8 protein-coding genes are annotated in these 15,149 nt (G+C 70.7%); 1 reads left to right on the top strand and 7 read right to left on the bottom strand.

Annotation, left to right across the window (positions count from 1 at the left end; all coding sequences use genetic code 11):
* The 3 genes from ENGE1_RS02430 to ENGE1_RS02425 all read right to left on the bottom strand — a co-directional run.
* A partial coding sequence (locus ENGE1_RS02430) for an NAD-dependent epimerase/dehydratase family protein (protein WP_155731550.1) occupies positions 1-327 on the bottom strand: 327 nt, incomplete at its 3' end.
* Complete coding sequence (locus ENGE1_RS29450; protein WP_409372173.1) at positions 324-1,217, bottom strand: phosphopantetheine-binding protein; 894 nt, start codon at positions 1,215-1,217, stop codon at positions 324-326. The genes ENGE1_RS29450 and ENGE1_RS02430, both read right to left, overlap by 4 nt.
* Before the next feature lie 37 nt (positions 1,218-1,254).
* Positions 1,255-7,788, bottom strand: coding sequence for a non-ribosomal peptide synthetase (locus ENGE1_RS02425; RefSeq protein ID WP_064360528.1), 6,534 nt, complete (start codon positions 7,786-7,788; stop codon positions 1,255-1,257).
* A gap of 159 nt (positions 7,789-7,947) precedes the next feature.
* Here ENGE1_RS02425 and ENGE1_RS02420 point away from each other — a divergent pair, with 159 nt between their 5' ends.
* Positions 7,948-9,477, top strand: a complete 1,530-nt coding sequence (locus ENGE1_RS02420; protein ID WP_053075555.1) for an MFS transporter — start codon at positions 7,948-7,950, stop codon at positions 9,475-9,477.
* Here the strand turns inward: ENGE1_RS02420 and ENGE1_RS02415 are convergent.
* From ENGE1_RS02415 to ENGE1_RS02400, 4 genes are read right to left on the bottom strand one after another with little or no spacing between them, the layout of a single operon-like run.
* Positions 9,453-10,205 (bottom strand): thioesterase II family protein, encoded by a 753-nt coding sequence (locus ENGE1_RS02415; protein WP_048252808.1) that lies wholly within the window; start codon positions 10,203-10,205, stop codon positions 9,453-9,455. The two genes, ENGE1_RS02420 and ENGE1_RS02415, sit on opposite strands and share 25 nt — an antisense overlap.
* Positions 10,202-12,592 (bottom strand): ABC transporter ATP-binding protein/permease, encoded by a 2,391-nt coding sequence (locus ENGE1_RS02410; protein ID WP_053075554.1) that lies wholly within the window; start codon positions 12,590-12,592, stop codon positions 10,202-10,204. The genes ENGE1_RS02415 and ENGE1_RS02410 overlap by 4 nt, the downstream gene beginning before the upstream one ends.
* Entirely contained in the window at positions 12,592-13,557 is a 966-nt protein-coding gene (locus ENGE1_RS02405) for an ABC transporter permease (protein WP_155409066.1), read from the bottom strand. The genes ENGE1_RS02410 and ENGE1_RS02405 overlap by 1 nt, the downstream gene beginning before the upstream one ends.
* Positions 13,554-15,095: an ABC transporter substrate-binding protein gene (locus ENGE1_RS02400; protein ID WP_064360527.1), complete on the bottom strand. Its 1,542-nt coding sequence runs from the start codon at positions 15,093-15,095 to the stop codon at positions 13,554-13,556. Before ENGE1_RS02400 ends, ENGE1_RS02405 begins: the two co-directional genes overlap by 4 nt.
* Positions 15,096-15,149: the final 54 nt, after the last annotated feature.

Genomic DNA, 15,149 nt, shown 5'->3' with positions numbered 1-15,149 from the left:
GAACAGCGCCCGGGCGCCCGCCGGCCAGGCGACGTCGGCGCACGCGGCGCCGCCGGCGTCCACCAGCGCTATCCCGGCGCCGGCAAGCGTCGCGGCCACGTGCGGCGACAGTCTGGCCGAGGGCGCGGCGCAGTTGACCACCAGCCGACAGCCGTCGGCAAAGGCCAGCAGGCTGGCGGCATCGGTAACATCCACAGCGCGGCTCTCCGCGCCCGCTACGGGCTGCGGACGGCGGCCGCCGACCCGCAGAGCGCCGACGCCCGCCGACTGCAGCAGGCGCACCGCTTCCCGGCCTACTGCGCCATAACCGCCCAGAACGCCAATCATAGCGAGCCTCCTTCCATGTCCGCCTCGGCGCCCCGCAGGGCCTCGACGGCTTCGGACATCGCCGCCAGCCCCGGCGCATTGAAGATCTGCCTCAGGGGCAGTTCGACGGCAAACGCCTCGCGGACGCCGTTAATCAACCGGGTCGCCAGCAGGCTGTCGCCGCCCAGTTCGAAGAAGCTCTGCTGCGGGCCGATGGCGGGATCGATGCCGAGCAATCCGGCCCAGATCTGCGCCAGCGCCGCCTGGGCAGGCGTCAGATCCGCCCGCTGCTGCGCCGCCTGCGGCATCGCATCGTACAGCGCCTGCAGGCGGCGGCGATCCACCTTGCCGTTGGCGGTCAGCGGCAGGTGGGTCAGCAGCAGCGCCCGGTCCGGCACCATCGCGGCGGGCAGCCGCTCTGCCAGCCGCTGCTTCCAGTCCGCCGCCAGGCCGATACTGCGCGGATTCACCATCCGCAGCCGCGCCGCCGCGCCGTCGCGCTGGCAGACAATGTCCGTGAATCCCGCCTGCGCGGCCCGCCGCTGCCAGACGGGGCCGGGGCGCAGCGGATGCTGCTGCAGGTGGCCGAAGCCGCCCGCCAGCAGCCCGGCGCTAATCATCGCCAGCGGCGTCAGGCCCTGACGCTCGAGCAGCCACAGCTCGCCCCCGGCCCGCAGGCACTGGCGGGCGGCGTTAAGCCCCTCACCCGGCGCGCCGTAGCGGTGCAGACCGTTGGCGGAAAAAACAATATCGGCGCAGCCGTGCAGGTGCGGCGGCAGCGCCAGACCGCCGAAGAGGGCGACCTCCACCGGCTCTCCGCCGTTTTCCAGCCGCGCTCTCGCCTGTTCAAGGGCGACGGGAGACGATTCCAGCAGCGTATAGCGAACGGCGCCGGCGGGCAGCCGCGCCAGCAGGGAGAGCGCGTGCTGACCGGAGGCGCCGTTCAGCTCAACGACGCGCAGCGCCTCTCCCCCGAGGCGAACGCGCTGCGCGATATGCTCCGCCAGCGCGTCGAGCCAGCGCCCGGTCTGCGGGTCCGCCGCCGACAGGCTGGCCGGGGCAAACGTCGTATCCGCCAGCAGGGCGTCGGCGGGCCGCTCGCCGCGCAGCATCGCCCGCCAGCAGGGCGTCGGCGGGCCGCTCGCCGCGCAGCATCGCCCGCCAGCCGTCGCGGCGGGCGCGGGCTTCAAGCGCCAGGCCGTTCTCCGCCGCCGGGGCCGCAAGCGCGGCTGTGGCGACGTAGGCTTCGCCCTGCGCCCGCAGCAGCCCGCAATCGCACAGCCAGCGCAGCCAGAGGGCCAGCACCCGGCGGCCGGTTTCGTCCGGGCGCAGGCTTTCCGGCGTCCAGCCTTCGCCCGCCCTTTTCGGTAGGTCGAGCAGCTCAGTGAGGATCTGTCCGGCGGTCGCCGACTCTTCGCCCGGCATCGCCTCATCGGAACCGCTAGCGTCCTCTGCTCCGCCATCGGCGGGCAGCGCCGGGGCAACGGCGGCCATCAGCCGCAGCGCCGCGCCGTCGCGCCACAGGGAGACCGCCGCCTGCTCCACGTCCGGCAGCGCGCAAAGGGCCTGCTCCACCTCACCCGCCTCGATGCGGTGGCCGCGCAGCTTCATCTGCGTATCTATCCGGCCGAGGAACTCCAGCGTGCCGTCGGGCCAGTAGCGGCCGCGATCGCCGGTGCGGTACCAGCGCTCGCCGTCGATGATCGGAAAGCGCGCCGCCGTCAGAGCCGGATCGCCGAGGTAGCCGTCGGCCAGGCCCGCACCGCCGATCAGCAGTTCTCCCTCCACCCAGTCCGGACACGCCTCGCCGACGGTATTGAGTATCTGCCAGCGCTGGTTTTCCAGCGGGTAGCCATAGGGGATGGAGCGCCACGCCGGCTCAACATCGGTCAGCGGATAAACATTGGACCAGATCGCCGCTTCAGTGGCGCCGCCCAGCGCGAGGAACCGGCAGCCGGGCGCCGGCCCGCGCAGGCGCGCCGGCAGCGTAAGCGGGATCCAGTCGCCGGAGACCAGCGCCGCCCGCAGGGTCGGCAGCGGGGTCTCCCGCGCGGCGGTCAGTAGCATCTCCAGCAGAGCGGGCACCGAATTCCACAGCGTCACCCGCTGGTCGTGGATCAGCCGCAGCCAGCGGGCGGCGTCCCGGCGGTCCGCTTCGTCAACCGCGACCAGCGCCGCGCCGCAGCCGAGGGTGGCGAAGAGGTCAAATACTGATAAATCGAAATCGAGGGCCGACAGGCCGAGCAGCCGATCCTCCGGCCCCATCGCCAGCCGTCCGCGCAGATCCTGCAGGGTGTTGTCGGCGGCGGCGTGGCACACCTCCACGCCCTTCGGCTCGCCGGTGGAGCCGGAAGTAAAGATGATGTAGGCCAGCTGTTCCGGCGAGCAGGCGGCGGGCGCCTCCAGCGGCTCACTGGCGGCCTGCACGGCGTCCGGGCCGAGCAGCGGCGTACCCGCATCCAGCAGCAGCCTGACGTCGGCCCGGCGCAAAATGGCTTCCCGACGGGCGGCGGGCTGATCGGCGCCCACCGGCACCCAGCAGCCGCCGGCGGCCAGAATGCCCAGCACCGCCACCGCCTGCTGCGGTCCCTTCGGCAGCGAGACGGCGATCCGATCCCCGGGCCGGGCACCGCGCTGCTGCAGCCAGCGTCCCAGGCGCAGGGCCTGTTCGGCCAGTTCGCCGTAGCTGAGGCTGCCGCCGGACCAGACCAGCGCCTCGCGCCGCGGCGCGGCGGCGGCCTGATGGAAAAAGTCGGCGTGCAGCGTCTTCGCCCGCCGGGGCACCTGCGCTTTCCGGGTTATCGCCTCCCGCACCCGCTGCTGCGCGACGGGCAGCAGGTCGGGCAGCGGCTCCTGCCACGGCGCGTCGCAGAGGTGCTCCAGCAGTTGAAGATAGGCGCCGAACATGGCGTCCAGCAGCCCGGCCGGGAACAGCTCTTCGACGGCGTCCCACACCAGCGCCGCGCCGCCGTCGCGCCCGGTCACCTGGTGATCGAGCCACACCTGCGGGGTTTGCGACAGCCCCGAGACGGCGCGGTCGAACAGGCCATCCGCCTGCCGCTCGCCGAGGCCGAGAGCGCTGGTAAACACCACCGGCATCACCAGCTCCGGCTCGCGGTGCAGCCGCGCCAGCTCGCGCAGCACGGCCACCGCCGACACGGCGCGGTGGTCGAGGGCGGCCCACATCTCGCGCTGCAACTGGCGCACCTCCTCCTGCCAGCCGTCCGATGCACGGCGGCAGGGCACCAGCACTAATGACGTGAAGTCGCCCATCACCTGCGGGATGTCGGGGTGTCCCTCCGGGCGGTCAAACAGCGTCAGGTTAAGGGTGAAGTCGCCCTCCGCGCTCCAGCGGCGCAGGGTAGCGGCAAAGGCGCCGAGCACCGCCGCCGAGGGCGTGACGCCGTGCTGCTGCGCCCGGCTAACCAGCCGCTGCCAGCGCCCGGCGTCGAGCAGCGCCTCGCGGCGGGTAAAGCGCGGCGTGGATATCGTCTCCGGGGCGACGGCCAGCGGCAGCTGCGGGGCCCGCGGCAGCGCGGGCAGGCGCGGATGCCACCACGCCCAGGCGGCCGCCTCGGCCGCCGCCGTCGGGCGGTTCGCCAGCAGGGCGTCGCGGAACTGGATTGCCGGAGCGGCGGGCAGCGGCTGCCGGCGATAGAGGGCGTCCAGCTCCTGATAAAACTGCAGAATGCTAAGTGCGTCGAGGATCAGGTTATCAATGGCGATGCCGACCCGGCGCTCGCCGCTCTGCTCCGCCACGCTGACGCTGAACAGCGGCCAGCGGTCCGGGCTAAAGGTGTGCGCCGCGTACTCCGCGCGCTGGCGGGCGATGTTGTCCTCACCCGGCTGGCGGAAGCGCGGCAGCCGGTAGTCCGGCACCGTTTCCAGCACCCGCTGCTGGCCGTCGCGGAACACCGCGCGCAGCATGTCGTGGCGGCGGACCAGGGCGTTAACCGCGGCCTCCAGCCGATCCGTATCGAGATCGGGGATGCTGAATTCGCGCCAGAAGGTGCAGCCGATGCCGCCGAGGGCAAAGCCCCGCTCGCGGCCGAGCAGGTAGGCCTGCTGCACGTCGGTAAGCGGGAACGGGGCGTAGCGCCCGGCGGCATCATGCGTCAGAGCGCCTGCCGCCTGCGCCTGCCCGCCGGGGAGCAGGATCTGGCAAAAGTCCGCCAGCTGCGGGTGGGCGAAGAGCTGCGACAGCGTGACGGCGCCGTAGCCCCGGCGGCGCAGGTCGGCGACGGCCTTTGTGGCCAGCAGCGAATCGCCGCCGCGGCTGAAAAAGTTATCCCGGCGGCCGACGGCCTGGCCGAGTAAATCCTGCCATAGCGCGGCAACCTCCTGCTCAACGCCGGGATGCGCCGGTTCGTGCACGGCGTCGGCGCTATCGGCCGCCAGCATCGCCTTCAGGACCGCGCGGTCAATTTTGCCGTTGCCGCTGAGCGGCAGCGCGGGCAGCAGCAGAAGCTGCTCCGGCACCATTTCGCCGGGCAGCGTTTCCCTGAGGTGCTGGCGCAGGGCCGCCAGATCGGCACCGCTATCGCCGACGGCCACCGCCGCCGCCAGCTGCCCGCTCTCCGCCAGCAGGGCCACGCCCGCCGACGCCGGCGGCCAGGCCAGCAGCGCGGCCTCAATGTCGCCCAGCTCGATGCGGTAGCCGCGCACTTTTATCTGCCGATCCCGGCGGCCGAGAAACTCCAGCGTACCGTCCGGGCGGTAGCGGGCCATGTCGCCGGTGCGGTACCAGCGCTCGCCCTCGTAGGTGACGAAGCGATCCGCCGTGCGCGCTGGGTCGCCCCGGTAGCCGAGCGCCACGCCCGCGCCGCCGATCCACAGCTCGCCGCTGACCCAGTCGCAGCGGTCCCGCCCCTGGGCGTCCACCACCCGGCAGCGGACGTTATCGAGCGGATAGCCGTAGGGCACCGAGCGCCAGTCGTCCGGGACGGTGGTTATCGCCTGCAGCGTTGAGTGGATAGCGGTTTCGGTGGTGCCGCCCAGCGCCAGGCAGCGGCAGCCGGGGGCCACGGCGCGCACCGCGTCCGCCAGATCCAGCGGCACCCAGTCGCCGCCCAGCAGCAGAACCCGCAGCGGCAGCGTCGCGCCGTCGGCGGCGGCACCGGTGGCGGTCATGGCGGCAATCGCCGGGACGCAGTTGAGCACCGTCACCCGGTGGCGGCGGATAAGCGCCACCCACTGCCGGGCGTCGCGCCAGCCGTCGTCGTCGATGCACACCACCGCCCCGCCGACGCTGAGCGGCGCGAAGATATCGAACACCGAGAGATCGAAGCCGAGGGCCGACACCGCAAGGGTGCGCATCGCCGCGCCGGAAACGCAGAGGCCGTTGAGGCAGTCGATGGTGTTTTTTGCCGCCAGGTGGCTGACCTCCACGCCCTTCGGCGCGCCGGTAGAGCCGGAGGTGTAGATAATATAGGCCAGCTGCCGGTTGTCGCCGCTGTAAACCTCTGCCAGCGGCGGCAGTTCGCTGTCGTCGGGGATTGTCTCAATGACCTGCGTCACCCCGGCGCCGGCGAGGATCGCGTCGGTACGGCGGCGCGGCTGCCGGTGGTTGAGCGGCAGCCACGCGCCGCCGCAGGCCAGCACCGCGAGGACGGCGACAATTTGCTGCGGCCCCTTCGCCAGGTGGATCGCCACCGGATCGCCGGGGCGCACGCCCCGATTGATAAGCCAGGCAGCCAGCCGCCGGGCGCGCCGGGCCAGTTCGCCGTAGCTGAGGCTGTGCGTCTCCCACAGCAGCGCCGGAGCGTCCGGCGCTGCGTCGGCCAGCCGGAAGAAGGCGTCGTGCAGGCGCCCGGCGGGCAGCGGCGCATCGGTAGCGTTGGCCTGCTCCCTGACAATTTTCTGCGCCTCCGGCAGCGCGGCGGGCACCGGTTTCAGCCAGGCGCCGTCGTCCGCCATCAGCGACTGCAGCAGGGCAATAAAGTGGCCGAACATCAAATCGAGGATGCCCGCCGGGAAGCTGGCTTCCCGGGCATCCCAGTTGACCAGCAATCCCTGGTTAAGTTCGGTTACCTGCGCGTCGAGCCACACCTGCGGCCCCTGGGAGACGATCCAGCCGGGGGAGCCAAAGGCCTGCTGCACCCGCTCGCTGAACAGCTCCCCGAGGCCGAGGGCGCTGGTAAAGACCACCGGCGCCAGCTGCCGGCGTCCGCACCGTCGTGAGATCTCGCGCAGCACCTCCACGCCGGAGAAGCGGGCGTGGGCGGCGTCGTCGCGAAACTGCGCCTGCAGCCGGCGGGCGCGTTCGATAAAGCTGCCGGGGCGGCTGCCCTTCCAGGCCAGCAGTACCGACGAGGTAAAATCTCCCACCAGCGCGCCTACCTGCGGGTGGAGCATCTCTCGGTCGAACAGCGGCAGGTTGAGAATAAAGTCCTCTTCGTCGCTGAACTGGGCGAGGGTTTCGGCGAAGGCGGCGGCGAACATCATCGGCAGCGTCAAATCGTGCGCGCGGGCCGCGCGGGCCAGCCGTTCGCGCTCCCCCGGCGTAAAGGCGCGGTGGCGGCGCACCGTGCGCTGCAGATCGCTCTGCGACACTCGCCCGACGGCGGGGAGCACCGGCGCACCGGGAAGATCGTCGAGGCGCGCCAGCCACCACGCCCGATCGGCTTCCCTGGCCGCCCGCTGCGCCGGTTCGGCAAGCCGGGCCTCGCGCAGCTGGCGGTAGCGGCGGTAGCTGAGATCCAGCGGCGGCAGCGGCTGCTGCGGATCCAGATACAGCGCGGCCAGGTCGTCGAGCAGCACCCGCAGGCTCATGGCGTCGGCGGCAATCATGTCGAGATTGACGTGCAGCCGGCAGCCGCCGCCCAACCCGTCGGGCTTATGGCTGATCCGCAGGTCAAAGACCTCGCCGCTGCCGATATCGAGGTGGCGGTGCGACAGCATGGCGCGCAGGCCCTCCAGCCGCTCCGCCGCCGCGTACTTTTCCAGTCCGCGCAGATCGTACTCTTTCAGCCCGGCCCAGCGGGCGGCGGGCAGGATCTGCTGCTGGCCGGCGTCGAGGATCTTCACCCGCAGCATGCCGTGGCGGGCCAGCAGCGCGCGTACGGCGTTCTCCAGCCGGGGGACGTCCACGGCGGGCGCGTCGAATTCGTGATAGAAGTGGGCCGCGACGCCCCCCAGCTGCTGGCCTGCGTCGCGGCCCACCCAGTAGGCGTGCTGCATCAGCGCCAGCGGGAAGGGTTTCCCCTCTTCGGCATCAGGGGCCTGCGGCGCGGGGAGACTCTCCGCCGCCGCCGCTGCGCCGTCCATCAGGGCAAGCCACGCCGCCAGGCGCGGCTGTTCAATAAGCCGGGCAAAGGAGACATCGTGCCCCTGCCGCCGCCAGATCGCCGCCAGCTTCATCATCGCCAGCGAATCGAGCCCGAGGCCGACGAGGTCGCCCTCCTGCGGGAAATCTTCGGGCATGCCGCCGGGCAGAAAAGCGGCGATATCGGTGCGGATTTTGTGCTCAAGAGGTGTCGTCATAGCGCGCGTTCAGTCCTTAAAGCCGGAAAAGCGGTGGCGAATGGAATATCGTATCAAGGCAATAAATTACATGTTATAACGTATCAAAACAAAAGAACAAGTGATAACCGTTATCATTAACCCGCCGGGTAATCACCGGCATTTGGCGAGGAAAACAGGATGTCAGAAGAGAAGAGGCGCGCGCAGAACCGCCGCTGGACCACGCTGGTCGCCGCCCTGAGCGCGGCGATAATGACGCTGGATATCACGATCGTTAATATCGCCCTGCCGCAGATGGGGCTGGCGCTGTCGGCGAGCCTGGCGCAGCTGCAGTGGGTGATTAACGGCTATACGCTGAGCTTTGCCGGACTGCTGCTGCTGGCGGGCGCGCTTTCGGACAGGCTCGGGCGGCGGCGGATCTTTCTGACCGGCAACGCGCTGTTTATGCTGGCATCGCTGGTCTGCGCCCTGTCGCCGACGATTGAGCTGCTGATCGCCGCCCGGGTCGCGCAGGGCGCGGGGGGCGCGATGGTACTGGGCACCGCCCTGGCGCTGATCGCCAGCGCCTGCGAAGGCGAACCGGCCCGGGTGCGCGCCGGCGCGGTGGGTCTGTTCGCCGCCGGCGGCGCCGTCTCCGCCGCCACCGGTCCGCTGCTCGGCGGGATGCTGATCCAGTGGGCCAGCTGGCCGTGGCTATTTGCGATCAATGTCCCGGTGGCACTGCTGATTATTGTTATCACCCTGCTTCGGGTGCGCGAAAAGCCGCTGCCGGCGCCGCGCTACCCGCTCGACGCCGCCGGGGCGCTGCTGGTGACGCTGGCGCTGTTCAGCCTCAACTACGCCGCGCTCAATTTCTCCGCCCGGGCGCCGCGGCAGACCGACGTGCTGTGGACCTTCCTCGGCGGCGCTGCCGCGGCCGGGCTCTTTTTCTGGCTGGAGGCGCGGCGCGGCGAGCGCGCCCTGCTGCACCTGGGCCTGTTCCGCATTCCGACCTTCGTCGGCGCGGTGCTGCTGAGCTTTGCCGGGCGCATCTTCAGCTTCGGCCTGCTGCCGTTTATCACCCTCTGGCTGGGCGGAATACTCCACTACTCGCCCCTGAAAACCGGGCTTATTCTGCTCGCCCAGTCGCTGACGATGGTGATTGCCGCCGGGCTCAGCGGGCCGCTCTCCGGGCGCATCAGCGTGCGGGTACTGCTGGCGGCGGGGATGTTTATTGTCGCCGCCGGGCTGCTGCTGAGCAGCCGGGTAACGACCGAAAGCAGCTGGCCGGTGCTGCTGCCGATGCTGCTGATGCTCGGCGCCGGGGCCGGACTGACCCTGCCGCACCTGATGGATCTGGCGGTGAGCGTGGTGCCCGCCCGCCAGGCCGGGGCGGCCTCCGGCACGGCAAATACCTTTTTCCCGCTCGGCACCGCCGTGGGGATCGCCCTGTTTGGCGTACTGCTGAACGCTATTTTGCAGCACGCCCTGCCGCTGCCCGCGCTGGCCGCCGCCGGTATTCCCCGCCCCGCTGAGGTTATGCAGGCCGTCGGCAGCGCCCGGCTTGAGGCGCTGCAGGCCGTTCCGCATCTGCAGGCGCAGGCGCTGCAGGCGTGGGTCGATGCGCTGAATATGATGTTCAGGGTAGCGGCCGCCGCCAGCGCGCTGGCCGGGCTGGCGGCGCTGTGGCTGATCCGCCCGCAGGCTCAGCGCGCCCGGCCGCTGTCCTGAGCCTCGTCGAGCCTCGCCCGCAGCCGCTCAATCAGCGGCTGCGGATCCGGGCTGAAATAGAAGTGGCCGCCGGCAAAGCGGTCCAGCGTGAAGCGGGCCGTCGTCCACTCAGACCAGCCCCGCGCCTGCGCCTCGTCAAGGGCCGGATCGCTGCCGCCGACAAAGGCGGCAATCGGGCAGGCGACCGGCCGCACAGCGTCAGGCCGCCAGCGCTCGATCAGCGCGTAGTCGGCGCGCAGGGCCGGGAGGATCAGCCCGCGCATCTCCGGCATCGCCAGCAGGGCCGGATCGGTGCCGCCGAGGCGCATCAGCTCGTCAATCAGCGCCTCGTCGCTGCCGGCGTGGAGGCTCCCCGGCAGGTGAAACTGCGGCGCCTCGCGGGCGGAGACCGCCAGCAGCGCCGGCGGCGGTACGCCCCGGGCCGCGAGCAGGGTTACCGCCTCGTGGGCCACCACCGCCCCCATGCTGTGGCCGAAAATCGCCCATTCGCCGTCGATGTGTTCCGCCATCGCATTGGTAACCGCCTGCACCAGCGCCGCCATGCTGTCGGGCACCGGATCCCGCCAGCGGTCGAGGCGGCCGGGATAGCAGATAAGGTTAAGCTCAATATCAACGGGCAGCAGCGCGCGCCAGCCGCGAAACAGCGCCGGGTTTCCCCCGGCGTGGGGCAGACAAAAGAGCTTCAGGCCGGGGGAAGAGGTCCCGGCGAGGGTACGGATCCAGCTCATGACATGGTTATTCCATCAGTGAGTCGGGCGGCATCGACCAGCCGCCGGGTGGCAGGATGGGCCGGATGGGCCAGCAGCGCGGCGGCACGGCCCTCCTCTACCACCCGGCCGTCGTCAATCACCATTATCCGCCCGCCGAGAAAGGCGGGCAGGGTTAAGTCGTGGGTGACCAGCAGCAGGGCGAAGCCGTGCTCCCGCTGCAGGCGCTGCAGCAGGCGGGCCACCTCAAGCCGCGCCGGGCCGTCGAGGGCGCTGGTCACTTCATCGCACAGCAGCAGCGCCGGGCGGGCGATCAGCGCCCGGGCCAGGGCTACCCGCTGCTGCTGGCCGCCGGAGAGGGTCGCCGCGCGGCGCGACAGCAGGCTGCCGTCGAGGCCGACGTCCGCCAGCACTTCTGCTACCCTCGCCCGCCGCTGCCCGGCGCTCAGCTCGGGCTGGCAGAGGCGCAGCGGGCGCGCCAGCAGCGCGTCGACGCGGTAAAAAGGGTTGAGGGCGCTGGCCGGATTCTGGGCGACGTACTGAATGGCCTGCGTCTGGCTGCGGCTGCGGTCGCGGATCGCGACCGGCAGCCGGGCGCCGCGAAGCGTCAGGCTGCCGCTGCCGCGGTGATGCAAACCGGCCAGCGCCCGCAGCAGCGTGGTTTTGCCGCCCCCGGAGCGGCCGGCGATCGTCAGCACCTCGCCGGGCGCCAGCGCCAGCCGCAGGGGGCCAAGCGTCGTCAGGCCGCCGTGGCAGGCGGTCAGGCCGTCGATGCTCAGCAGCGGCGGCCCGCTCTCTGCGGGCGGCGGACAGTGCGGCCCCGGATGCCAGGCGGCAAGCAGCCGCTCGCCGGCGGCGCTGAGGGGGCGGCGCAAAAAGTCCGCCGTCGTCTGCGCTTCCGCCAGCCTGCCGTCGTCCATGACCAGAACCCGGTCGGCCACCCGGCAGGCCTGGGGAAGATCGTGGGCGACAAACAGCACCGAGGCGCCCCGGCGGCGGGCGGTCTGCGCTACCCAGGCCATCAGCGCCCCGGTGCCGACGGCGTCCAGCGCGCTGGTCGGTTCATCCATCACCAGCAGTTCGGGAAAGCCGAGCATCGCCGCGACGGCCATTACCCGCTGGCGCTGGCCGCCGGAGAGTTCGTGGGGATAGCGGCGCAGAAACGCCGCGTCGTCCGGGAGATCCAGCTGGCGGAAATGGGCGCTGACCTGCGCCTGCCGCTGCGCGCGGCTGACGCCGCGTCCGTCGCCGATCAGCCGCAGCCAGGCGCCGATGGTCTGCGAAGGCAGCAGCGCCCGGCGCGGATCCTGCGAGACAAAACCGACCCGGCGGCTGCGCAAAGCGCGCCGTTCGCGGGCAGAAAGTGCAAACAGCGGCCGCTCGGCCAGCCAAGCCTCGCCGGATACCACCACCTCCCCCGCCGGCACCTCGCCCAGCGCGGCGCGCAGCAGGGTGCTTTTGCCGCTGCCCGACGCCCCCACCAGGGCGAGGATCTCGCCGCGCCGCAGCGCAAAGCTGACTTCCCTGAGCAGGGGCCGCCCGTCAAGGGTCAGTGAAAAGCCCGCCAGTTCGGCGGCGCATTCCGCTTGTGCCGGAGCCGCGCCAGGCTTTCGCCGCACGCGGCGGCGCGGGCCGGCGCCGTTCTCATCCAGCCAGAGGTTGAGCGGGATCAGCAGCAGCAGGATAGCCGCAATCGGCAGCAGAGTCGCCCACGGCTGGAAGGTCAGCCCCTGGCGGTTTTCAAAGATCATCAGCCCCCAGTCGGCCAGCGGCTGCGCGGCGCCCAGGCCGAGGAAGCTGGCGGTGGCGAGGATAAAGATCGCGCCGAGCAGGCGCACGCCGGCGTCGGCCCGCAGCAGCGGCAGCAGGTTAGGGGCAATTTCGCGGCAGATAATCGCCGCCGGGCTTTCGCCCCGGCAGCGGGCCGCTTCGACATAGTCCTGCTGCAGCTGCTGGAGGGTCGCGGCGCGCACCAGGCGGAAGATGTCCGGTAAAAAGACCAGCACCGCCGCCGCCACCGCCGCCGGATAGCCGGTGCCGGTTACCACCACCACCAGCGTCAGCAGCAGCAGGCCGGGAACGCTGAGCAGAATGTCGGCGGCGGCGAGCAGCAGCATGTCTGGCCAGCCGCCGCGCAGGGCGGCAATAATCCCCAGCGCGCCGCCGAGTAGACAGGCGAGAAAAACGGCGGTCAAGGCGAGCAGCACCAGCATCCTGCCGCCGCTCAGCGCCCGGCTCAGCACGTCCGCGCCGAGGTAGTCGCTGCCCGCCGGCAGGCCCGGCTGCGGCGCGCTGTAGGGCATGCCGCGAATGTCATCGACGGCAAAGGGCGCCAGCCAGGGGCCAGCGAGGCTCAGGGCCACCATCAGCACAAACAGCGTCATAGCCAGGGTACGCCACTTGCCCATCACCGCCCCTCCCGCCCGGCGGCCGGGGTAAACAGCGCGGTCAGCCCGTCGGCCAGGGCGTTAAGCAGCACCGTCAGGCAGCAGATGGCCATCGCAATGCCCATCACTACCGGCGTATCGCGGGAGAGCGTGGCGTTAAGCAGGGAGGCCGCCAGCCCGGGCCAGCCGAACAGCGTTTCGGCGATCAGCGCTCCGCCGAACAGGTAAGTGATATAGCGTGCCAGCACCGGCAGCACGTAGCTCAGTACCTCCGGCAGCACCCAGTGGAGCACCACCCGGTGTTCCGCCACGCCGTTGAGGCGAGCGCTTTCGCAGGCGGCGGAGGCCGAGGCGCGCATCACCCCGGCGCGGATAAGCCTGATGTTCTGCGCCAGGCAGACGCTGACCAGCGTCAGCACCGGCAGGATAAACAGCGGCCACTGCGCCCACAGGGAGCGCTCGTCGCTGACCAGAGACAGCGCGGGCAGCCAGCGCAGCGTCAGGGCAAAAAGCAGCACCAGCAGCGTGCCGGTGACAAACTCCGGCAGCGCGGCCAGCACCAGCGAGAGGGTGCCGATCAGCCGGTCTGCGGCTCCGCCCGGACGCAGGCCGCACCCGATCCCGGCGCTGAAGGCCAGCACCAGCAGCAGCAGGGCCGCGCTGCCCCCGAGCGCCAGCGAAAAGCGCCCCCGATCCAGCAGCAGGTCGCTGACCGGGCGGCCGCTGAGGTAGCTGGTTCCCAGATCGCCGCGCAGCGCGCCGCCGAGCCACAGGCGGTAGCGGGTCAGCAGCGGCTTGTCGAGACCGAGCTGGGCGCGCAGGTCGCGCACCTGCTGGGCGCTGCCGCTGCCCGCCAGCCGGGCGGTGGCGGCGTCGCCCTTCGCCAGCGCCAGGGCGCAGAAGATAATAAAGGAGAGCAGCCACAGGGTAGCGACGGCCTGCCCCAGCCGCCAGAGCAGCGCTTTGCCGCGTCCGCGCAGGATCACGGCCGGCGCAGCCAGGCGTCGCGCAGCAGCGGGTAGTCGAAGAAGCCCGCGGCCCGCACGCCGCCGACGGCCGGCGTCGAGGCGGCGATGGAGGGAATGCGGGCAAAGACGGCGTCACCGCCCTGCTGCCACAGCCACTGCTGAACGTCGGCCACCCGCGCTTTCAGGGCGTCGCCGCGCGCCGCCTGCATAGCGTTCATCAGCGCGTCGAGCTGCGGCGAGGCCGGGCCGGTAAAGGACCAGGGCGCGCCGGTGCCGTAGTAAAAGGGCAGCGCCACCGGCAGCGGCATCGGCCGGAACAGGTTGGTCTGCAGCGGGGTGCTCAGCAGCAGACCGAAATCGCTGTAGTAGTCCTGGGCGGGAACGCGGTTAAGGCACAGCGAGAACCCCGCCGCCGTCGCCTGGCGCAGCAGCAGAGTGGCGCTCTCGGCGGTGCCGTATTCGTAGTCGCTGGTGCGGATCGCCGCCTCCACGCCGCTCAGCCCGGCTTTTTTCAGCAGCGCTTTTGCCCGCTGCGGATCGTAGGCCCTGACCGGCAGGCCGCTATTGAACCACGGCTGCCCGGCTCCCAGCGCGTCGTTGGCGACCTCGCCAAAGCCGAGGGTGACGGCGCGCACCATCGCCTCGCGGTCAATGGCGTATTTGAGCGCCTCCACCACTTCCGGACGGTTAAACGGCGGCTTGCTGAGGTTCATGCTAAAGGCAAGGTTGCTCATCTCATTGCTGGCGGATCGCCAGAGTTTGATCGCCGGATTAGCGGCCTCGGCGCGGGCGGTCAGCAGCGCCATACCGCCGGCGTAGTCAAACTGCCCCGCCTTAACGCCGTTGAGGCGCGCGGCGGCGTCGCTGATGGCGTAGAGCTGGATCTGATCCAGATATGGCCCGCCGTTTTCGCTATCCCAGTAGTCAGCGCGCGCCTGCAGAACGCTCTTCTCCGGCGTCCAGCCGGCGAGCGTATAGGGGCCGCTGCCGGGCGCCTTGCTGAGATCCTGGGTACCGTCGGGGAAGATAAACATTGACTGAGCCAGCAGCAGATCGAACGAACCTACCGGCTTGCCGAGCTTCAGCGCCAGCGTTTCGCTGTCGATAATGCGGGAGGCGTCAATATCGAGGGGCTGCAGCCAGCCGCTCTGGCTGCCGGGCTGGCTCTTCCATACTTTAAGACTGTAGAAAACGTCTTTGGCGGTGAGCCTGCGGCCGTCGCTGAAGGTGACGTCCCGGCGAATTTTCAGCGTCCAGAGGGTGGCGTCTTTGTTCGGCTCGGCGGAAGTCATCAGCCGCCAGGCGATACGGTCGCCGTCAATTTCGGCCAGCGAGTCCCAGATCAGGCGCGCCCTGACGTAGGCCAGATTGCTGCCGGTGGCGTTGAGCACGCTGGTGGAGTCGCTGGCGGAGCCGGCAAACGCCGCCCGCAGCACGCCGCCTTTCAGCGGTTTTTCTTCCGCCCCCCAGGCCAGCGGCGCGCCGCCGACCAGCGCCGCGCCTGCGCCAATGCCCATCGCCTTTATCAGCGTGCGTCTGGTTAATCCCTGCTGCATTCCTCTGCCTCTTTTTTGCCTGCGTTATGAGAATATACTTTATCACTTTATATG

The sequence above is a fragment of the Pluralibacter gergoviae ATCC 33028 = NBRC 105706 genome (assembly GCF_001598855.1).
Classification (GTDB): domain Bacteria; phylum Pseudomonadota; class Gammaproteobacteria; order Enterobacterales; family Enterobacteriaceae; genus Pluralibacter; species Pluralibacter gergoviae.
Note: the sequence above shows the minus strand (reverse complement) of the source record. Positions and strands in the feature narration are given on the sequence as shown.